This window comes from Microcoleus sp. B6-A1, assembly GCF_036705085.1.
Lineage (GTDB): Bacteria > Cyanobacteriota > Cyanobacteriia > Cyanobacteriales > Microcoleaceae > Microcoleus.
Map to the genome: position 1 here is coordinate 1 of NZ_JAUBTU010000110.1, position 22,041 is coordinate 22,041.

Sequence of the window (22,041 nt, forward strand, 5' to 3'; positions counted from 1 at the left end):
CATTATTATCTCCGATGATTCACTTTTACTTCCTCAATCCGCGTATGTGCCAGTTGGGGGTGCGGAATGTGGGTTATAAGGGGAGGGTTGGGGTGGGGTAAAAAATTTACGACGAGCGATATAGCCATCCTCGCATCATTTGTGAATTTCTTACTCCCTCCCCTTTATAAGGGGAGGGTTGGGGTGGGGTAAAAAATTTACGACTCCTGCAAGGATTGCAATATCTAACACCCGTTAAAAAAACGGCAACTGTAGACCAGCGATCCAAACCGTGATAGTCATCAGTCATTCCCTAATCAAAATCTAAAATCTAAAATCTAAAATCCTATGGCTCGCTTAGCCATTTTCCCTTAGCAATTAGCCATTCCCAAATTCATTTAAAATGGTGAACCAAATACATATCCAAATCGCCTTTATTTTTAGCATAAATTTTCCCTCGGTATTCGCATTCAAAAAAATCTCTAACTAATTCAAACGTTTCGTGAGAGATATTGATATTTCCAGGTACGCCGGAAGATTCCATCCGAGATGCAGTATTAACTGTATCTCCCCAGACATCATAGGAAAATTTTTTATGGCCAATTACTCCCGCAAGTATTGGGCCTGAATGAATCCCAATGCGGATATCCCAATAAGCAATGTTTTGTTGAGCTTTCTGTATTTTTCGCAAATCCATGAACTGTCGAATTTCTAGGGCAGCAAGTACAGCGTCAAAGGCGTGTGTTGGGCGAGGCGTAGGAATTCCTGCAGCGCACATATAGCTGTCGCCAATAGTCTTCAGTTTTTCCATAGAGTATTTATCCATCACGCGATCGAAATAAGAAAAACAATAATCTAGTTCGTCAACTAACTCTCGCGGCGTCATTTTTTCAGATAACTGAGTAAAGCCTTTAAAGTCAGTAAATAAAACCGATACGCTATCATAATAAAGTGGTTCCACTTTGCCGTTATTTTTGAGTTCCTCGGCAATTTCAACCGGCAGCACGTTCAACAGTAGCTGATCGGATTTGTGCTTTTCGGCATCGAGCTCGGAATACAGGCTATTTATCTCTTTAAAGCGTTCAGCATTGCGGATGGCTGAAGATAGTTGCAAAGCCAAAAGATAGCCAATTCGTAAATCTTCTTGAGTGTAAGCTCGCGACTTGGTTGTGGCAAAATTAATGGTTCCTAAAACCTTACCTTCGCTTTCCAAAGGAATGATAATTTGCGAAGCGTAGGGGGATAAAATAGCAGTAGCACCCGCTTCTTGAATTAATTGAGGTTGACGTGTTGTGAAAGCCTTGTGAATAGGGCCGCCCTCTGGGAGGGCTGCAATATCTACAGGGATATGCCGGCCAAATAAGGTCATGCAAGTGTTAGTGCTGTGCAGGCAAACGCTACAGTGTTCAAAGTCTAGCAACCATTTGGCTTGCTTGCCTAGTACCCGCAAAATCTGGTTGAGATCGAGGGTGCGGTTAATGGCAGTGGCAACTTCGTTGACGGCGGAAATGCGGATGGAAAGCGCTTGAGCTTCTGCTAACAAACGGCGGGCTGTCAACAGAAGTTCTTCTCGATCTTGATCTTCTAGCCGATCGCCCATAATATGGGTATAAAATATAGATTACAAAGCATCTATTTCTAGGGCTATTGAATCGGTATATCGGTTGACAAAGCTAAACAAATCTGCTGTAGCAATAATCTCAAAGATTTCCGCATCATCTAGCCCTAAATCCCGCAGGTTTTGGTAATCCGCTTCTGTCATTTCCAGGGGTTTTGTAGCCGCGAGCAAGCCAAAGGTAATTACGGCTTTATCACGTTTTGGCAAAGGGCAGTTGGCAAAGTCAGAAACTAGGGTTCGCAGTAGTTCTTCGCTCATCCCCAAGGCTGACAATCCGTGCAGGTGAACTTGGAGAGCGTACTCGCTATTATTTGATTGGGAAATAGCAACGCCGACCATTTCTTTAAGGGTGCGGGGTAAGTCTCCTTGCAGAATGGTTCCCCGGAATTTTTTCCAATTTGCTTCTAATATGTCAGGGTTGATTGCCATTGACTTGAACAGGTTAGGGACGATGCCAAACCCCAAGTCTGTCAAGATTTCTTCGTACACTGCTTTGGCTTTAGGATCTGTAAGTTGCTCGTATTCTATAAGTGGAAAGTGTGTCATTGTTGTGTAGAATTTACGGCAGTTAATTGGGGTGGGAATTTACGTGTTTGTTATGTAACGCCACTCAAAGGGCGACCTTACGAGCTATCTGGGTTTTAGTAGGATTGATGATAAAATGCACCGCTGTCAGCAAACCGCGAATTATGAAAATGAGCTAGCAACAAATCTGATTCTTGAGGCTGGATTAAACCTGTAATTATAGCAGTAACCGGAGCCTATAAAATTTTGTTGCGATCGGGTTTTACGACTAATTTTAGATGTTTCCAATGGTTGTTGTCAAGTATCGGCAATTCATCTGGCGCGACGGCGTGAAATCTTACCACAACTCTTGAATGAGAGGTTGCTGTTCCGTTCGCTAATTTTTAGGCAAAAAACACTGTTTGATCTCACATCTTGCACCATTGTCAAGAACAGGCTCTCCGGCCTGTTCCACAAAGAGTGAATTTTCTTGTGGAACAGGCCGGAGAGCCTGTTCCTAAAAAGCTTATTGAGAATGGTGCAACATCTCAGTTCAATCGAACTCCACAAATGGCTACAATCTTATACTCCGGCGCGCGCACAGGGGAAGAAACAAAACGCTGTGCGATCGAGTTTATTGAATTTGTCAGAGGCTCGATCGACAACCCATGCCCCAGATAAGCTAGGCTAACGCCTGCGACTGGAGTTATCATGGGTAAACTGTAAACTTCTATCATTGTCGCTGCATTTGCTATGAACCCTGCCCTGACTCAATTTGGCGCTCAGATGTCCCACCTCACGGGAGTTCGGGCAATTATGAAAGATATTATTGAAACTCTCAGAGCCGGCAGCGGGCAGGAGTTTATCAATTTGAGCGCCGGAAACCCGGTGATTTTGCCGGAAGTCGAGCAGTTGTGGCGCGACTGCACTGCGGAGCTTTTGGCGAGCCCGGAATACGGCGAGGTGGTTTGTCGCTACGGTTCCAGTCAAGGTTATCAGCCGTTTATCAATGCGGTATTGGCGGATTTTAATCAGCGTTACGGACTGAATTTGACCGATCGCAATATCCTAATTACTCCCGGAAGTCAATCGATTTACTTCTACGCAGCCAACGCTTTCGGCGGCTACACCGCACCCCCCCCATCCCCCCCTTACCAAGGGGGGGCAACGCCTAATCAATCCCCCCCTTACCAAGGGGGGGCTAGGGGGGGTAGCCTTAAAAATATTGTTTTACCGCTGAGCCCAGACTACACCGGTTACGGCGGCGTTAGCTTGATTCCCGAAGCGGTAGTCGCCTGCAAACCTACCCTCGATATTGATGCGGCTGCTCACAGGTTCAAATACCGCCCGGATTTCAGCCAATTGTCGATCGACCAAACCACCGGTTGTGTCATTTTTTCCCGTCCCTGCAACCCTACCGGCAACGTTCTCAGCGACGACGAAGTTAAGAAAATTGCCGATTTAGCGGCCGCTTTCGACGCGCCGGTGTTCGTGGATTCCGCCTACGGCCCTCCCTTCCCGTCCTTGAATTTTACCGAAATGACGCCGATTTTTGGCGGCAATATCGTGCACTGTATGAGTTTGTCCAAAGCCGGATTACCTGGTGAAAGAATCGGGATTGCGATCGGCGATGAAAAAATCATTCAAATATTAGAATGTTTTCAGACCAATATGTGCATTCATTCGCCAAGATACGGACAGGCGATCGCAACTCGTGCGATTACGTCCGGCGCTCTTGCCGACATCTCCATCAACGTAATTCGCCCGTACTATCAAAGCAAATTTGCGATCGTAGAAACCACCCTAGAACAAGCAATGCCGAAAGATTTGCCGTGGTTCTTGCACCGGGGCGAAGGAGCAATTTTCGCGTGGTTGTGGCTGAAAGATTTGCCAATGACTGATTGGGAACTGTATCAAGAGTTGAAAAAAGTCGGCGTAATTGTCGTGCCGGGAAGTTCTTTCTTCCCCGGTTTGCGGGAAGATTGGCAGCACAAACATGAGTGTTTACGCATCAGTTTGACTGCAACAAATGATGAGATTGAAACTGCTATGAAACGGTTGGCTCAAATGGTAGAAAAGCTTTATCAGTCATGAGTAACGGGTGATTGGTTATTGGTTATTGGTTATTTGTTAGTTGCCACCAATTACCAATAACCCAATTATCAGTTACCGATGATAATGACCGAAAGCATCCAGGATACCCGCCACGTGATTCATTCCGAAAGCAGACTCAGTACCCAGAAATAAACAACCTGTATCCGATGAAACTTGCCGAACGTATTTATCTGTAGAGTCAATGCTTCAATTCTAAAATCTAAAATCTAAAATCTAAAATCTAAAATCTAAAATCGATTGACTTCTTCCTTGGCAGATCGACTACAATTTAAAAAATAATTAGCAGCGCGGTGGGTTATGGCAGTGCAATTACTCAAAAGGTTGTTGACGGTAGAAGAATATCATTTAATGACCAAAGCGGGTATTCTTTCCGAGGGCGATCGGGTAGAACTGATAGAAGGAGAAATTGTACAAATGGCAGCAATTGGAACTCGTCATGCTTCCTGTGTGAGACGATTCATCGGACTGTTCAGCGAAATTCCCAGTAACCGGGCTTTTCTGGATGTGCAAAACCCCATCCAGTTGAACGAGCGCACCGAACCCCAACCTGATGTAGTATTGCTGCAACCCCGGGCTGATTACTATTCAACAGCACATCCAGTACCGTCAGAAGTTTTGCTGTTGATAGAAGTATCCGATAGCACGGTTGATTACGATCGAGATGTGAAAGTTCTTATTTACGCTCGATCGCTCATTCCAGAAGTCTGGCTAGTAGATATAGAGGCACAATGTTTAGAAGTTTACCGCCAGCCGACTCCTAATGGTTACAGTTTAATCCAAAAATTTTGGCGGGGTCAACAAGTTGCGTCGCTCGCCTTTCGTGATTTGGAAGTGAATATCGATTTCGTACTCGGATAGATTCGGATTATAGGTTAGAGAAAACATTCCCCAGTCCCCATTTTTCAATTAAACCACCCGATAAACAAAACTCAGAGTTGCCCAAACATTCACATCCAAAGCCCAATCATCCGTCGATATCCCCACTTTCTGCACCCCCGGAATGCTAGCGGCGTGCAAATCTTCGAGCACCGCCCGCGCCACATTTAAAGGATTTAACAACACTCGAATTGGCAGGGCATCCCTCGTTTGCTGCATTTCGGCTTCTATTGCAGCCAGAGTTCGATCGAAGGTACTCTCACTAAATATAATCATAATTTCTGCAAGTCCGATCGGCCCCGATACCGCCCACCCGCTCCCCCCAGCCGCCGGTAGAGTCAAATTCTCCCCAGGAGCGATCGCCCGCGACATTGCCCCCACAGAGTCTTTGCCCTCAGCGCCGAGCACAGACAGCCGTCCCGCGCTGTCCGAGCCAAACACCGCAAAGTAAACCGGGCGATCGCTGTCGTTATACAATCTGTACCGAACTCGACTGCCTTCTGTTAAACTTAGTATATGAGCGCTGGCGGATTTCTCACTTTCCCCGCTCAGCGGTTCCAGCCGATAATCACCGCCTGCCCGCACCGGCTCCCGCTGTGCCACGGCCCGCGCTTGCGGTGCGGTAGTTGCCAGAACCGCCCGCACCTTCAGGCGCGAAGACCCCTCATTGGCTGTCAGCCGCAGCAACTTCCCCGCCTGCAGCGCTTTCAACTGCGGAGTCAAGCGCTGCACCGCCACCTTAACTGCTTCTCCCCCATCGCCCTCAGTATCGGGAATCAGCATTTGAGCCAAAGAAAACAAACCGTAACGGCTTTGAGACAAAGCAGGCTCGTGAGGCGAGACTGTTTCGGCTAAAGTCGTTTCCGGGACTCTGCCGAACCGACAGTCAGCCAATTGCTCACTGCCTACCGCCGAAACTTGCGGCACAGTCGCAAAGGCGCTGGTAGCGTCCACCCGCTCGATGCGTTCCAAACCCGAGTCCAAAGCTACTGTCAAACCGATGTTTCGCGGCAATACCCGAATTTCTTCCCTCACGAGTTCGCCGACAGTTAATTCGCCGTTTGTTCGATCGAACCCGTCTAAAACTTGGGCTTTAGCAGAGAGGCCCGTGCGTCCCCGCAGCAAAAGCCTCGCGCCCTCCGAAGAATCCACAGCAAACACAGAACCCCCGGAGCACTCCAAAACCCCCGGCGACAAACCGCCCAGCCACAACTGCACAGTTTTGCCTCCGTCTTCCACCGCCGTCACAGCGCCGTCAGATGCAGGGGAATTCAAGATTAAATTTGAAAAATTCACCGCCAGCGGCGCTGTTAAATCGTGATTGAGAATTTGCGGTTGCTGCGATAACCCCGCAATTTGCTCGACCTTACCCGCCGCGCGGCTGAAACTGACGCTGAAGCTGCTAGCGGGAGTTGCCCACCACAAAGTTTGGGTGAGGGCGTAGGTAAACAAACCTGCGGTAAATCCGCCCCACTCTTGTTCGGCGGCGAGTTGGGAATCCGCACCGGCGGCAAGTACGGTGGCCGCAGGACGAAGATTTGGGCGGGTTCGGAGGTCTTGGGCAAACGTTAATTCTGCGATACCCAGCTCGCCGATGGTGGGGCGGGGGCGAGAGCGAATGCGAAAGTTGCCGTTTTTGGGGAAACCCGGATAGGTGTAGCTGGTGTCGAGGATGGCGATCGCATTTTCTGTCGCGAGCGATCGCACCAACAGCAACAGCGTTTCCTCTAAAATATCGTTCACCGCCCGGTTTGCTAACAGCGGCAAAACATCATCCGCCGGCACCAAACTGTTTTGCATTTTTCCGGGAGACTCGGCCAAACTGACTCGACTACCGCAGCCACTAAAGTGAAAAACTACCACGTCACCGGGTTTTGCTTGTTGAGTCAAGTGAGTGATAAAAGCCGTCTCGATATTCTCCCTCGTCGCTTGAGCGTCAGTCAAAGTCAAAATGTCCGAGGGCACAAACCCAAACCGATATATCAGCAGTTCCCGCTGCATTTCCACATCCGTAACGCAGCCGTGCAGGGGCGAGTCTGGATATTTGTCAACGCCCACCAACAAAGCCAATTTCCTGGCTGTCGGCTGCGCTAAGGCTTGGAGGTAGCGATCGCCCAACGGCAGCCACAAAGCCTCGCTGATTCCGATGGCGGCCAGCACCCGGCCAGCTTGCTGCAAAAATTCCCGCCGCTTGAGTCCCATTTTTAAATAGCTTTGAATTTTAAGTTTTGAATTTTCAGTTAAATTCCCCTCAATAATTGTAGGGAATTTAATTAGGTTGTGAGTGTTTAGTATTAAGATAATTTTTAAGTTTTAAGTTTTGAGCTTTAAGTTTAAAATTATAAAATTTCAACTCAAAACTCAAAATTCAAAACTCTTCAGAATGTCGCCGACACCCAAGTTCAAGATTTAAATCTCGTAATTGAAAATATTCATTGCCTTGGCTAATTCTGCGGCGACTTCCGGCCGGGAAAACTGTGGCGGCGGCAATTTTCCAGCGCGCAGCATTTCCCGAACTTTGGTTCCCGACAAATGCACCCGTTGTTCGGGAGTGCTGGGGCTTGTTTTAGTTGTAGCCATTTGTTCCGTCAGTGTGCAATAGAAAGCGTGCTCGAATTTCATCGGCACAATTCCCAATTCTCCCGGCTCAAATTCATCAAAAATATATTGGGCATCGTAAGTCCCGTAATAATCGCCAACTCCAGCGTGATCGCGCCCCACGATAAAGTGAGTGCAGCCGTAGTTTTTGCGGATTAAAGCATGAAAAATTGCTTCTCGCGGCCCGGCGTAGCGCATTGCCGCCGGATTAATTGCCAAAATTACGCGATCTTTTGGATAGTATTTTTCTAGCAGAATTTCGTAGCAGCGCATCCGCACGTCAGCGGCGATGTCGTCATCCTTAGTCGTCCCGACTAGCGGGTGCAGAAACAAGCCGTCTACTGTTTCTAAGGCGCATTTTTGGATGTATTCGTGGGCCCGGTGGATGGGGTTTCGGGTTTGGAAACCGACTATGGTTTTCCATCCTTTTTCTGTGAACATCATTCTCGATTTCGCCGGGTCAATTTGGTATTGGGGAAAGCGGACATCTAGTTCGCGTTCCAGCAGCCAAATGTCGCCTGCGAGGTTAACGGGCCCGGATTTGTCTACTACTTGGACGCCCGGGTGTTTGAGGTCGTCGGTACGGTAGACGTTGAGGGCTTCTTCTTCTTTACTGTAGTGATATTTTTCTGCAAGTTCCAAGAGCCCGACAAATTTGCCCGCCGGCGAGTCGAGGCGCACTAAAGTTCCTGCTTTCAGGGGGGCGGCGACTTCTTCTGTTACCGAGAGGGTGATGGGAACCGACCACGGAAGGCCGTTGGAGAGGCGCATTTGTTTAACGACCGATCGATAATCAGCTTCGTTCATGAACCCTTTGAGGGGACTCAGGGCGCCGATGGCGATCATTTGCAGGTCGGAGATCGATCGATCCGACAACTGGACTCGCGGCAGGGACTCTGCTTTATCGAAAAATTCTTGTCTCTGGTCTAGTGTGGCAATGCGGTTGACCAGGGTGCCGCCGTGAGGGGCAATGCGGTCTGAATGCTGGCTCATGTCGATTTGAAGTTGTGGGTTTTAGCTGCCAGAGTACATAGTATCAAGCGGTGGCTGCAATTCTACATTTTTTAATTGTTCTGGACTTGTGCACAACGCTGCTTTTGTGGCGCTGTAATTCTTTAACTGTAAACTCGCGCACTCAAAACTCTAAACTTTCGCCTCAAGTCTGGACTTGAAATTCTTCGGGATCTATTCCCCAATTTACCCAGCTAATCGCTTCTTTAGCGGAGCACACTTTTGGCGGCACTCGCAAAGCGTGAAGGTGTCCCGTACTCGGACAAGTCATCTTTAACAAATAAATTGGCTCTATGTCAATATTATTCTCAATTTTCAACAAAGTATATTCTTGCCAAGTATCCAATTCAGTTGCTTGCAATTCTTGACAAATTTTCGGATAGCCGATCGCCTGAATCAAAACTCGCCGCACTTCGGCATTCTGTTCTGTTAATAGCCATGAAGCTTGCCAAGATTGGGGCGGAACTTGACCGATTATTTCCGGCAGTCGGACGCCACGATAAGAGTATACACTCAACTTGTCAGCAAATTCAACCGCTGGTTGACATAAAGCGTGGAGCAAATATTCGCTATCAAAATGAAGTTGGATCGGGCGATCGCACACAAAGCATTTTTTCTCAAACGGGTAAATCCAGCCACAGTTTTCCACTAAAGATTTAAAGGCTGAGTATAAAGGGCGATCTATCTCCAAATTTAACACGCCAATACAAAAATCCACCCAACTTCCGTGACAGGCTGACAGTTCGGAAACTATGCTGTTATTATGATAAGTCTGATCGATCAGGAATCTCTGAAATCTCCCGCCCAACTTCCTTGCTAATTTGACGTAAACTTCGTCTTTAACATGAAGGTGGAGTTGATTCATTAGTTGAGCGTACAGCGGATTATAGAGTTGGCTATAAATTTGATTTTCCAGCTTCCTGTTCAGTTGACTTCTTAATATATCGTACAATTCATTATGAATTTTGTTTCTGATTTCGCTGGCCATTCCCAGACCAGAATCGCGTATCCTTAGCGGTTCAATTGCTTGCAAAGCTATGTAAGCGCTGTCACAGAAAATAATTTCCGGTTCAGGACAACCGATGATGTTGTAGGCGGTGTTAATGGCCGCTGTCGCTTGCGGGCGATCGACTGGTTTTATCGAAAGTCCAATTTCTCGCCACTGCTCGCGATAAATCGGAATTAGCGCTGTTTTTTCGAGAGTCATTGCGATCATAAGTACAGCTAGATTATTTAATTTGCGGTCAAACTTTTTCGGTCTCGCATCGGCAAAAAAATATCATTAAGTTGGTAATAACAACGGAATCTTCCTACAAACCTATTTTATTATAGTCGTAAAACTATTGGTATAAATTAACGATTGTTTGCAAAACACCTAAAATCAGAGAAACATTATCTAGACAATAAACATCAACATCAATAATTAAATTATTTCCTTCTAATTTAAGAAACCGCCAGACAACCCCAGTAGTTACGCAACCATATATTGCAGGTATGGAATTGTGTTCGCGTTCGTTAAATAGCTGAGCCGCTACCATTTGTGCTGCACACTGTGGCAGACAAGATTCTATTTCTCCGCCTTTAGTTTCTCTCAATACAAAAACCGGAACTTTAATTTCAAAATCAAACGGAACAGAAGACATTAGAAAGTCGCATTCCCCATTCAATCCCAGCTCAGCATCTACATCAAATGACCAACCAGAAAAAAGAGAAAATTGTCTGTTGTTCCTTTCTCTAAATTCTAACATAATAGGAGAAATAATCCGTTCCGAACGTTCTTTTACAGTTGTAACAGCAGTGTTAGAACTAATTTCAATTGCTCTCCAAAGCCATTCGGAGGGTTCTACGGGAACCACCTTGGCACTCAAAATAGGACTGAGTGATAGATCCAATCCAAATCGCTCTTCTAATTGTTGGAAAGTAAAGGAATTGTAAGACATATGTCTCTAATCAGTCGGTGAAAATAAAGATTACTTGGGGATAGAAAGCGAGTTGAGAAATCCTAAATACGATTGTATAAAAACTTCCACCAAAGAAACCTGGTTTCTGCGAAAAATCTTGGTTTGGTAGCGAAGTCTCTACGAAGAAACCCGGTTCTCACCGCGTAAGTCCTAATATAGCAACCCTTGCAGAATTGGTAAACCTCTCTTTTCTTCCTTCTTTCCTCTTCTTTCTCTCGCCCGATAACTCAATCCTTCTGCCCTCTTTCTTGTTTCTTCTTTCTTCTATAGCGGTTCTCAAGCGTGGTGAGGTATGCCCTATGCCTACGGAGGCCTATGGCCACGGAGGCCTATGCCGGATAGTACCTCATATGAGAGCTCGAAAGGCTATATGGGTTACATCCGTTACAAAATCCGTTGCCGAACTTCCTGCTAAACATTTAACCACTCAAGGAGTACCCTGGGCGCGGGCAACAAAATCATTAACAAAAGCCCGATCGCCAGCAACCCCAAAAAATCCCGCCGATTATCCAATTCACTGACATCATTCAACGCCGGTTCGTCGTTTAGTGGCGTGAAAAACAAAATAATCGCCCACAGCAGCAAACCCTGTTCCAAAAAAGAAAGCAGCAGCATACAAAGTCTAGCAACTTGCCCGATCGCCATACTCGCTCGCTGGCCGAACATCGCGTGTACAATGTGCCCGCCGTCGAGTTGTCCCACCGGCATCAAATTAAACGCCGTCACGATCAAACCCAAATAACCCGCCACCGCTACTGGATGCAAATCGATCGCAGTTTCCGCATTGAAAGCACCACCCAAGGTTAACTTGCTCAACAAAGTCATCAGCAGCGAAAAACTGGGTTTGAAAGAGTCAAAATTTAACATTCCCGACTTCTCAGACAGCGGTACAATAGTCGAATGATTCAAACCCCAAATTAATAATGGCACTGTCGCCACTAAACCCGCAAGGGGGCCGGCAATGCTAACATCAAATAAAGCACGGCGGTTGGGAATTGGACTCCGTATTTGAATGAAAGCTCCAAAAGTTCCTAAGAAAAAAGGAATCGGGATAAAATAAGGCAAAGTCGTGCGAATTTTGTAGGATTGGGCTGCTAAATAGTGGCCGGATTCGTGAATTGCTAAAATTGTAATTAGAGCCAGCGAGTAAGCCAAACCCTGTAGCAACATTGATGGGTTGGACTGCAAAGCTTGTTCAGTAACTCCGGCAAGTCGTGCCCCGACAAGGGTAGTCGTAAACACTGTGATCAGCAGCAAAGCTAATGCAAAAAATGGCCGGGTTACAGATTCGGTTTTGACAGGAGTTTCCCCTGATTGGTGGCTAGGATTGGGAACTATAGCAAAAAAAGGTTGACCGCTCAAGCTGTTTTGAAATACTACTAAAAAGCGATCGCCAAAAAGCCTCTCCACATTCTCCCGAATCGCCTGATAAGCCGCCTCCGGGTTGGTTCGCAACTGTCCGCGACAAATTACAGCCTGTGGCCGAAATTCCAAATCTCGCAAAAAGTAAATTGACCAAGGAAAACAATCGCGCAAACTCGCTTCTTCTGCTGCATTGATTGGGCGCACGGGCGGTTTTGGCTTTGCAGGTTCAGTCTCCGAGTCTGCTACCTGCTGTGCAGTTTCGGCGGTAATTTTCTTGCGCCCCAACTGTACCAAAAACCAATACAAAAAAGGGCAAACCAGAAAAGGTATAATTACCAACTCCGGCGGTACAGTTTTGCTGGTGCCGTAAACTAACATCCAACCAGTCCAAATCAGCGCAGGCGCCATCATTACCAGCCACAGCAGCCATATCGGAGTCCTGGTGATGCGGCTGGTGCCGTTTTGCAACAAGAAGTACGATATCAGCCCCAATACGAACAACCATAGTAAAAAGAACATAATATTTATCCCATTCCCTTCTGAAATACTTCCTTGAAACAACAGAGTTCAGTCTCCAAACAACCCAGGCCCGTGCTCGACAATATCCTGGCTTTCCCGCCTAACCGGGATACCCTGGGTGCAACAGCCTATTTCATTGTAGAAAACCAAACTAACATCCTGGTAGATTGTCCCGCTTGGGATGAGATTAACCAAACATTTTTGCGGGAACAGGGCGGCGTGCGACTGCTGTTTCTCACCCACCGTGGCGCTATCGCCAAGGCGCGGGAGATTCAGGAAGCCACGGGGTGCGAGATCCTGATTCAAGAGCAGGAAGCTTATTTACTGCCGGGTTTGAAGGTGACGGTTTTTGAGCGAGAATTTGTTGTGAGCGATCGAATCAAAGCATTTTGGACTCCTGGCCATTCTCCTGGTTCCTCTTGCCTTTATCATAGTGGCAGCGGTGGAGTGCTGTTTTCGGGTAGGCACTTGCTTCCCAACCGAGAAGCCGCCCCAGTACCGCTGTTGACGGCAAAAACTTTTCACTGGCCTAGGCAAATTAACAGCGTGAAGTCAATTATCGATCGATTTTCGCCAGAAACTTTACAGTATATTTGTCCCGGTGCAAATACTGGTTTTTTGCGGGGGAAAGGATCGATCGATCGAGCTTTTGAGAAATTAGCCAATCTGGATTTAGCTGTTTGTTTGCAGTCAAAACCTGAACCCTAAATGTATGCTACAACATCAAAAAATGATCTGACGCGCTAATTAAGCTGTCGCGCATTTAAATTGTATATTCAGGGCGGGCGGGACGCCCAACCCCTACTCCCCACAAGATTTTTTGTTGACAGACAATTTAAATTCCGCAACAGCTTATAGCGGTAAGGTGCGCCCTTCGCACCCTACATTATTTTTCAGTCTCTTAGAGATGAAGTTCGTTGGTGAAGTAGCGGTTTCAACCGCCGATTCTTACCTGGGAAAAAACTGTGGAAAAAACCGAAAAACAAAAAATGCTCGCCGGTGAATTGTATTTAGCTGCTGATGAGCAATTAATTTTAGAGCGCCAGCGAGCCCGCCGCCTCGCCAGAACTTACAATTCTACCGGCGAAGACGAACCAGAGAAACGGTTAGAAATTCTCGCAGAATGGTTCGGTGCAGTTGGGCTAAAAGTTGAAATCGAGCCACCTTTCTACTGCGACTACGGCAGCAATATTTATGCTGGAAACGGATTGTATATGAATTTTGGCTGTGTGATTCTCGACTGCAATCGAGTTAACATTGGCGAAAATTTGCTGTGCGGGCCCAACGTACAAATTTACACAGCTTTTCACCCCACAGACCCGGAAATGAGGCTTTCTGGCCTAGAACTCGCCGCTGAAATTAATATTGGCAATAATGTTTGGATTGGCGGCGGCAGTATTATTTGTCCAGGAGTCACTATTGGCGACAATAGCACGATCGGCGCAGGCAGTGTTGTTGTCAAAGATATTCCCGCAAACGTCGTGGCGGCGGGGAATCCTTGCCGAATCATCCGGCATCTACCTTGATGTGGTACGATCGACACAATCGTGCGATCGGCTCTTCGGAGCTTAACTCAACAATTTTAGGTATTAGAACAGCCAGTTTGAGATTTTTCACGTAAAATCCCCGAAAAAAACCGTGGAATAAATCTCAAATCTCAAATCTAAAATCGCTTAATTTCTCGTTCCCGGTTTCCACACTACCAAGCTTTTCTTATGACGACTGCAACAGTTTATCCCAACGCTCCTGATCTCTGCACCGACGACTACATAGCAGTCGGTGTAGCTACCTGCTTCATCAAAGAAGAAGGCGAAGTTTTTGAAGTGCAAGTAATCGAAGCTATTCCCTCAGCAGCTTTGGAAGCAATTTTGAAGGGAATTCCCACATCTTATTTAATGATTTGCGGGACGACTTTGGGAGCAGTGCTCGACGGCGAAACACCCAAAATGTTGCCAGAATTCCCGACATCATCTCAGTTTAGCGAAGAATTTGCCTTTCGGGCGATCGCCGCTGCCCGCACTTACAAAATCCGCCCCCAAGCTCAACTTCACATTCCCTTGGGAACAGTTCGCAACGACTTTACTTATTCCTTAGAACGCAAAAGAGTGCTCAACTCCGAGCGCGTCATTCGCACTGAAGACAATGTGAAACAGCACGAACACACTCACAAGGTTCTTTAAACAAATCCCGCAACTGGGGCAATTTAACAGTGCCTCAGCCAGCGGATGCACCTAAAATACTTTTGATTGTTGAGATGTAAATTAAAGATTTAACAAGTTTTTCCTTCATTAATAATGAACGAAAAACTTTTAATATTTCGTTATTAAGAAATAGTGCGGACAGTTTTTGATTACCAACCGTATAATAAGGGTTTCAACGCGATTGCGTACTCGAAATACTAACCGAAAATCAAGGGTTTCAGACGACAAACTAAAAACAGTCTGGACTATTGATTAAGACACACACCAAACATCTCAACCTAAAAAGTCTACTGCTCACATCACCTAAATAACATCAATTATTAACGACTGTAAAAAATAATTAACGAGTTGATGAAAGTTTTTAATTTATCAAAAATGTGGTATGATATTATTCCTGTTTAACAAAGTGATATAGCAATCCTTGCAGGAGTCGTAAATTTTTGACCCCACCCCAACCCTCCCCTTATCAAGGGGAGGGGGTAAGAAATTTACAAATGATTTAGGATGGCTATATCAAAGCGGGTAGCATCGGAATTAATATTACCCACCGCTTTCGACACGGCAGTGCCGTGTCCCTACAATTAATCTGGGTAGGGAAACGGCACTGCCGTGTCCTTTATATCATAAGGAGTGCAACCGGAAACGATAGAAGCCGTTCGGAGGGGGGAAATTAAAAAATCCCCGCAATTATTGAATGCTAGTAGTTTAAGACTACTGGCAGGCGGGCGAGTAGATAGTAGGTGAGCTCAGGATTTCAATCTCACAAATTGGTCAAACCATGCGAAGCTTTGCGAGAGTAAAGTGGTGGAAATTAACTCGACTATTGCCAGCAGAATTAAAGGGCAAATACCATCTTGGGTACCAAACTGCGCTCTTAATTTTGGGGGTAACAATTCTGGCAACTAGCATCATTGGTTGTATCAGCTATCAAAGCGTTCGCCGCTTGATTATCACCAAAAGCGAGCGAAATGCTTTGTTAGAAGTTAGGGATCGCGCCAACAAGATCGATCGCTGGCTCGGCACTAGAAAGGCTGAGATCGAAATCCTCGCCCACACTCCTCCGGTTCGTTCGATGAATTGGTCAGTAGCAGAGCCTTATTTAAAATCGGAAGTAATTCGACTGCAAGAATTCCAGCACTTCGCATTAATTGATCCCGACGGTTCTTATTTTACCACAAAAGTCGGCAGAGCGTTGATTAATGTGAGCGACCGCCAACACTTTAAAAAGGCAATGGCTGGGGAAGTCTATGTTTCCGATCCTACCATTTCTCGCACGCTCAAAGGACAAAGTATTGTTCCCATTTCGGCTCCGGTGTGGTCAAATTCGGCAAATAATCTTGAGAAAACAGCACAAAAGCCGATCGGAGTAATGAACGGCGTCATTAGCATGGATCGAATTGCCCAAGTAGTAAGAAAGCTGGAATATGGCCCCGGAACTTACGCTTTTGTTCTCAATTCTCAAGGAGTGCCGATTGTGCATCCCGACGCTCGATTAATCGGAAATATCGACAATTCGGCTCCCAGTCTTTTAGAGTCCGCAGATGCTAATTTGGCAAATGTAGCCCGGGAGATGGTTTATCAAAAAACGGGCATTGTGCTGACTCAAATCAACGGTGCCAGAGTTTATGTTGCCTATCTTCCTTTAGAACAAGCTGAATGGTCGATCGCCCTCGTAATTCCCGGCGACAATCTCGAAAAAGAACTCCTTCCTTTCAAGATACTAGCAGTAGCCGCCGGCGTACTTGCCGCCGCAGCTATTTTCTCCGCAATTGTGGGGCTCAAGCTGTTTGCCCTAAATGGCATTCGCAGTCGCACACAAGCCCTTCTCCACCGATTGAGTGGCCGCATTCGCGCTTGCTTGGAACTCGATCGCATCCTCCAAACTACAGTAGACGAACTCGGTACTGTACTGAAGCTCGATCGAGCAATTTTCGCATGGTACGATCCCCGACAAGATACTTTAGAATTTGGCTGGGAATATTGCCGGGAAGGTTTGCCGACGCGCTTGGGAATCTTTGGTGTTGCAGGAGGGCCCTCTGGAGATTTAGCTGCACGGCTTCACCGCTGCGAAACGATACTGCTACATAAAACCGCAGCCCCTGATGCCACAGCGTCTGAGGAACACGCCCATATCGAACTCACAAATAGTCACTACGCAGCAGTACCCGTACTAACTGAGAATCATCGGCTTGGATATCTGTTCGCCTGTGCAAACCGCCGATTTGCGACTCCCGACGAGGTGCAAGTTTTGGAAGCAATTGCAGACTCACTGGCGATCGCAATTTCCCAATCCCAACTCCACGGGCAAATTCAAGAAGAACTCAAACTTTTGGAAGAAGTATTAGCCAAACTCAGAATCACCGAAGAGCATTTAGTACAAAGCGAAAAAGTTACAATGGTGGGTCAACTAGCCGCCGAAGTTGCCCAGGAAATTAATAACCCGATTAACTTTATTTACGGCCGCCTGATTCACCTCAACGATTATATCAAAGATTTGCTTAGTATAATTCGCCTCTATCGAGAACAATATCCCGAACCTGTGCCACGAATTGCCAAAAAAATAGAGCGTTGCGACCTAGATTTTATCAGCCAAGAGTTGCCGCACATCCTCAATTTTTTGAAAAGAGGAGCCGATGGCATTCGCCACATAGTCCTGGCTTTGAGGAAATTTTCACTTCCTGACGAAGCCAACAAAGAACACGCCAACGTTAATGAGAGCATCGACAATATTTTGCTGTTGCTGGCTCACAGACTGGAGCAAAAAATATTAGTAGTCAAGGAGTACAACAACCTGCCACCAATTTTGTGTTATCCCGGTCAACTGAGCCAGGTATTCGCGAGTCTGATCTGCCATGCTATAGATGCCGTTAAAAATATTGAAAATTCCGCTCAACTTATTACAATCAAAACCGATATTTTCGAGGATGATACAGGCAGGTTTATTGTTGTATCGATCGCCCACAATGGCTCTATAATTACGCAGGAAATTCAACACAGAATATTTGAGGATTTTGGCCATAATAAATCATTTAAAAATTTTACAGGGTTGGATCTGTCGGTTTGCTATAAAATTATTGTAGAATTGCACGGTGGCAGCCTGACAGTTGAATCTCCGGTTCAACCTCAAATTAAATCTCAAACTGGGGGCGGTGCTGAGTTTAGGGTAAAATTGCCGATCGTTTGATATCGCATTTTGCCGCCAGGAAAACCCCTCGCAAATCTTGCTAGCAAGCGGCGCGACAAGCTTAATTTGGCTTCATAGGATCGTCAATTAAATAATTTCCCTTTTTTCTTGTGGGATGGGCGTCCTGCCCAGAAAGGACGGGCGGGACGCCCATCCCACAACAGTCATGAAAAGTGGATTTTATTTAATTCTCATCCCATAGTCAAGACTTTAGTCGTCATAAAACGGAGGGCTGAAGTCCTCAGTATAGAGCTAACGATCATTTGTTAAGAAAAATTGATAGCATAGGATTAGGGAAATAATAAAGGTGCAACCACAGCAAACAACCAACCTCCCATTACCAAGACTTCCGCAACAATTAATAAAATATTTTTGTTCATTTTCAAATTAAGCATTTTCACATTAAGAGCGATTGACAAAAGAGCGAATTTTCTTCCACCAAGCAGTCGGCGAATCTTCCGGGCGATATGCGGCATCAAACATCGACAAAATTAGCGGCAAACCCCCCACCTTCGCACTCATCAACAAGTGCATTGCCAGACAAAATACCAATACCACCCAACCAGAAGCGTGTAAATAATACCAAACCTGCGTCAATTCCCCAGCCGGCAGCCATTCTTCCTTAACCATACTGCCAGAAGCGATCGCCCAAGTCAGTGCTAGCAACATCAATGTATTAACAATCCGGTGCAAACTGTACCACCAAATCGGTTTTCCCAACTGCGTTAGTTTCCCAAAAGAATCCGGCTGCACCAAGCGTTTTTGACCTGCGTGGAAACTGTACAATGCAAAAGTCGGCATTATTCCTAACAGCAACATCTTGCCAAAAGTGCCGTGAATCCCAATAATATCTGCAATCTGAGGCACGGGGACTTTGCCAAACCGCCCATCGTAGGTGTTGTAAACCAGAAATGCGGTCAAAATTGCTAAAAGGGCGATCGCAGCGTTAACCCCATGCAGTAATCTGAGCAGCAATGGCTGGTAGGGTCTAGATGGCGGCATAGTCAATTCTGCTACTTGATAAATAATCTTTTACACAATACAGCTAACCGCTGATTTTTTCAACCTTCGCCAATTGTGAAATAAATGTGAGTCAAAAATGAATAGATTATGATAATAACGCAATTGTATCAAAATTTAGTGTAAACTAAAACAGTCAAGAGGAACACTTTATTTATAACACCTAACACTTTACAAAAATGGATGCAGCCACTACCATATTACTTTCCTTGGGACTAGCAGCAGATGCTTTTGCTGTCGCTGTTTCGAGCGGTTTAGCAATCAAACACATGAAGGTCAATAAAGCTTTAAAAATTGCCTTATTTTTCGGAGGTTTTCAAGCTTTAATGCCCGTAATAGGATGGCTCATCGGTCTTAGTTTTAGTTTTTTGATAACACCGATCGACCATTGGATAGCTTTTGGGCTTTTGAGTTTCATTGGCGGGAGAATGATTTATGAATCGCTGCAAGGCGAAGAATGCGAGAAAAAGTTCAATCCCTTAGATACTGGGACTTTGATAACGCTGTCGGTGGCGACGAGTATCGATGCCCTCGCAGTTGGCCTCGGATTTGCTGTCCTGAAAGATTCTATTGCTCCTGCGGTGACTGCGATCGGATTTATTACTTTCTTTTTAGCCTTTGCAGGGGTGTTTATCGGGCACAAGTGTGGAAACTTGTTTGCTAATAAGATTGAGATATTGGGCGGAGCAATTTTGATTTTTATTGGCAGCAGAATCTTGTTTATGCACTTGACAGAACTGCCATTAGTTATTGGCAATTAGTAATTAGTCAGTAGTCATTAGTCAGTAGTAATTAGTCAGTAGTCATTAGTTGAACAGTGACATCAAAGTCTCTGTTGGCTGCAATGCCCAATTCCCAATTACCAAAAAATGCTATAACAGCAATATTGCGTTAAAGGATAAAAATTTCGTGCTGAAACTTTACGGCGCAGCCCGCAGCCGGGCCTCAATTGTCAAGTGGTATCTAGAAGAAATAGCGGTTCCCTACGAATTTGTCACCCTGGATATGCAAGCAGGGGCACACTTGCAGCCAGAGTTTCTCGAAATTAACCCGATCGGCAAAGTACCCGCGATCGCCGACGGAGATTTTAAACTTTGGGAATCCGGCGCAATTCTGCTGTATTTAGCTCAAAAATATGGTAAGATGCCAGACACTTTGGAGCAGCAAGCTCAAATCGTGCAGTGGGTAACGTTTGCTAACGCCACCCTGGGGCCGGGAATATTTACTGAAGCAACTCGCGATCGCGAAACTCCCAAGTTGTTAAAACCGTTAAATGAAATCTTCGAGAAACAGCCATTTTTAATGGGTGATGAATTCGGCGTCGCCGACGCAGCAGTCGGATCAATGTTGGCCTACATTCCGATGATGCTAAAACTAGACCTCAGTGCTTATCCGGCTGTTGTAGATTACATCAAGCGGATCTCAGAAAGACCGGCATTCAAAAGTGCGATCGGCGGTAGCTGAAGGAAGGCACTACACGGATTTTGACACGGATACACGGATGAATTATTGAGGGTGAGTCAGGAGTCAGGAGTCAGGAGTCAGGAGTCAGGAGTCAGAGGGCCGAGGAATAAAACTTAACATCTAAAAGCAGAGGCAATTTGTGAATTGCCCCTGCTTTTGATGAAATCAAACTTATCTGAACCCGACAGCCGCCTGCCACACAAAAGCCAGCAGCAAGAAAAATACGGGAATGACGGGCAAAACATTAACCAAAGGCTCAAAAATCGAATAAGCTTCGGGCAGTTTTGCTAAGAGTAATGCAGCTTCCATGAATCAACCTACCTATCCAACAGAATTTTCATAATTGTCGCATATCTTCACCCAAGGCAATCACGATCGATCGACTCTCGGTGCAAGCCAGTAGGCAAACTCTTCAGTAAATCGATCGGCAAAAATCGCCTCCCGCATCCTCCCCGTAAAGCGAATCAACTCCGTCACATTGTGAATCGCCAGCAAAGTATACCCCAGCACTTCGTTAGCCCGCGCCAAATGGGCCAAATAAGCCCGACTGAATTTTTGGCAGGTATAACAAGGACAAGACTCATCCAGCGGAGCAAAATCGTCCCGGAACCGAGCATTTTTCAAACTCCAGCGTTCCCCACCAACAAAAGCCGTCCCGTGGCGGGCCAGCCGAGTCGGAATCACGCAGTCAAACATATCTACCCCACTCGCCACCGCCAACGCCATTTCCCGATAAGTCCCAATCCCCATCAAATAACGCGGTTTATTTGCCGGCAACAGAGGCGCAGTCACCTTCACAATCTCTGCGATCAAATCCCCCGATTCCCCCACACTAACGCCGCCGATGGCGTAGCCTGGTAAATCCAAATCTACCAACTGGTTCGCCGCGCGCGATCGCAAGTCGGGGAAAACGCCCCCCTGGACGATGCCGAACAAAGCTTGATCCGGGCGCGAGTGAGCTTGAATGCAGCGTTGCAGCCAGCGGTAAGTGCGATTTGTGGCAGCCTCCACCTCCTCCCGCGTAGCGGGGTAAGGGGGACACTCGTCAAAGGCCATAATCACATCAGCGCCCAACTGATTCTGAATTTCGATCGATCGTTCCGGCGTCAAATTAATCATGCGGCCATCGCGGGGAGAACGAAAAGTCACCCCATTCTCAGAAATAGTCCGCATTTGGCTCAAGCTAAACACCTGAAAGCCCCCCGAATCCGTCAGCATCGGGCCTGGCCAAGCCATAAATTTATGCAATCCGCCCGCGCCTGCGACAATTGCTTCCCCCGGCTGCAAGTGCAAGTGATAAGTATTTGCCAAAACCATTTGAGAACCCGCCGCCTCAAGATGTGCAGGTGTCAAAGTTTTGACATTAGCTAGCGTCCCCACTGGCATAAATTTAGGCGTTTCCACAACACCGTGGGGAGTTGTAAAAACCCCTGCACGCGCTTGGGTATGGCTGCAATTAGCCTGACATTTAAAAGAAAATTTCGCCTTGTCCTCAGTCATTAGTCCTCGATGCTCGTTAACGGCTACTCGGCCGTCCGTGTTATTTGAGATGTTGCACCATTCTCAATTACTTGTTTAGGAACAGGCTTTTCGGCCTGTTCCACAAGAAAATTCACTCTTTGTGGA

General features: G+C 46.3%; 18 protein-coding genes. 8 read left to right on the forward strand and 10 right to left on the reverse strand.

Annotated elements, in window-relative coordinates:
- Positions 1-373 precede the first annotated feature (373 nt).
- Positions 374-1,579, reverse strand: coding sequence for an adenylate/guanylate cyclase domain-containing protein (locus QUB11_RS27350; RefSeq protein WP_333392116.1), 1,206 nt, complete (start codon positions 1,577-1,579; stop codon positions 374-376).
- 21 nt (positions 1,580-1,600) lie between these two features.
- Positions 1,601-2,143 carry a peroxidase-related enzyme gene (locus tag QUB11_RS27355; protein WP_333392118.1) on the reverse strand — a complete coding sequence of 181 codons (543 nt, stop codon included), beginning with the start codon at positions 2,141-2,143 and terminating at the stop codon, positions 1,601-1,603.
- Between the two features lie 711 nt (positions 2,144-2,854).
- Here QUB11_RS27355 and QUB11_RS27360 point away from each other — a divergent pair.
- Together QUB11_RS27360 and QUB11_RS27365 are read left to right on the forward strand one after the other, a co-directional pair.
- Entirely contained in the window at positions 2,855-4,195 is a 1,341-nt protein-coding gene (locus QUB11_RS27360) for a valine--pyruvate transaminase (protein ID WP_333392120.1), read from the forward strand.
- Positions 4,196-4,513: 318 nt separating this feature from the next.
- Complete coding sequence (locus tag QUB11_RS27365) at positions 4,514-5,074, forward strand: Uma2 family endonuclease (protein WP_333392122.1); 561 nt, start codon at positions 4,514-4,516, stop codon at positions 5,072-5,074.
- Positions 5,075-5,122: 48 nt separating this feature from the next.
- Here QUB11_RS27365 and QUB11_RS27370 read toward each other — a convergent pair whose 3' ends face one another.
- The 5 genes from QUB11_RS27370 to QUB11_RS27390 form a co-directional block, all read right to left on the reverse strand.
- Complete coding sequence (locus QUB11_RS27370; protein ID WP_333392123.1) at positions 5,123-7,294, reverse strand: caspase family protein; 2,172 nt, start codon at positions 7,292-7,294, stop codon at positions 5,123-5,125.
- A 207-nt stretch (positions 7,295-7,501) separates the two neighbouring features.
- On the reverse strand, positions 7,502-8,683 hold the full coding sequence (gene sat / locus QUB11_RS27375; protein WP_333392125.1) for a sulfate adenylyltransferase: 1,182 nt from the start codon (positions 8,681-8,683) through the stop codon (positions 7,502-7,504).
- Positions 8,684-8,846: 163 nt separating this feature from the next.
- The gene (locus QUB11_RS27380; protein WP_333392127.1) at positions 8,847-9,917 is read right to left on the reverse strand and encodes a DUF6745 domain-containing protein; all 1,071 of its coding nucleotides are present in this window, start codon (positions 9,915-9,917) and stop codon (positions 8,847-8,849) included.
- Positions 9,918-10,041: 124 nt separating this feature from the next.
- Complete coding sequence (locus QUB11_RS27385) at positions 10,042-10,641, reverse strand: hypothetical protein (RefSeq protein WP_333392128.1); 600 nt, start codon at positions 10,639-10,641, stop codon at positions 10,042-10,044.
- A 432-nt stretch (positions 10,642-11,073) separates the two neighbouring features.
- Positions 11,074-12,546 (reverse strand): site-2 protease family protein, encoded by a 1,473-nt coding sequence (locus tag QUB11_RS27390; protein ID WP_333207101.1) that lies wholly within the window; start codon positions 12,544-12,546, stop codon positions 11,074-11,076.
- A 33-nt stretch (positions 12,547-12,579) separates the two neighbouring features.
- Between QUB11_RS27390 and QUB11_RS27395 the strand changes: the two genes are divergently transcribed.
- From QUB11_RS27395 to QUB11_RS27410, 4 genes are all read left to right on the forward strand, one after another.
- Complete coding sequence (locus QUB11_RS27395; protein ID WP_333207100.1) at positions 12,580-13,254, forward strand: MBL fold metallo-hydrolase; 675 nt, start codon at positions 12,580-12,582, stop codon at positions 13,252-13,254.
- Between the two features lie 257 nt (positions 13,255-13,511).
- Positions 13,512-14,072: a sugar O-acetyltransferase gene (locus QUB11_RS27400; RefSeq protein WP_333207099.1), complete on the forward strand. Its 561-nt coding sequence runs from the start codon at positions 13,512-13,514 to the stop codon at positions 14,070-14,072.
- A 189-nt stretch (positions 14,073-14,261) separates the two neighbouring features.
- The gene (locus tag QUB11_RS27405; RefSeq protein ID WP_333207098.1) at positions 14,262-14,726 is read left to right on the forward strand and encodes a hypothetical protein; all 465 of its coding nucleotides are present in this window, start codon (positions 14,262-14,264) and stop codon (positions 14,724-14,726) included.
- A gap of 844 nt (positions 14,727-15,570) precedes the next feature.
- On the forward strand, positions 15,571-17,931 hold the full coding sequence (locus tag QUB11_RS27410; protein ID WP_333392130.1) for a cache domain-containing protein: 2,361 nt from the start codon (positions 15,571-15,573) through the stop codon (positions 17,929-17,931).
- A gap of 402 nt (positions 17,932-18,333) precedes the next feature.
- On the opposite strand, the gene QUB11_RS27415 is transcribed toward QUB11_RS27410, so the two are convergent.
- Entirely contained in the window at positions 18,334-18,933 is a 600-nt protein-coding gene (locus tag QUB11_RS27415) for a cytochrome b/b6 domain-containing protein (RefSeq protein ID WP_333392132.1), read from the reverse strand.
- Positions 18,934-19,130: 197 nt separating this feature from the next.
- Here QUB11_RS27415 and QUB11_RS27420 point away from each other — a divergent pair, with 197 nt between their 5' ends.
- The gene (locus tag QUB11_RS27420; protein ID WP_333392134.1) at positions 19,131-19,712 is read left to right on the forward strand and encodes a manganese efflux pump MntP family protein; all 582 of its coding nucleotides are present in this window, start codon (positions 19,131-19,133) and stop codon (positions 19,710-19,712) included.
- 148 nt (positions 19,713-19,860) lie between these two features.
- Entirely contained in the window at positions 19,861-20,415 is a 555-nt protein-coding gene (locus QUB11_RS27425; protein ID WP_333392138.1) for a glutathione S-transferase family protein, read from the forward strand.
- Positions 20,416-20,586: 171 nt separating this feature from the next.
- Here the strand turns inward: QUB11_RS27425 and QUB11_RS27430 are convergent, their stop codons facing one another.
- Positions 20,587-20,724, reverse strand: a complete 138-nt coding sequence (locus tag QUB11_RS27430; protein ID WP_006634808.1) for a photosystem II reaction center protein K — start codon at positions 20,722-20,724, stop codon at positions 20,587-20,589.
- Between the two features lie 60 nt (positions 20,725-20,784).
- Positions 20,785-21,915, reverse strand: coding sequence for a tRNA guanosine(34) transglycosylase Tgt (gene tgt, locus QUB11_RS27435; RefSeq protein WP_333392136.1), 1,131 nt, complete (start codon positions 21,913-21,915; stop codon positions 20,785-20,787).
- Positions 21,916-22,041: the final 126 nt, after the last annotated feature.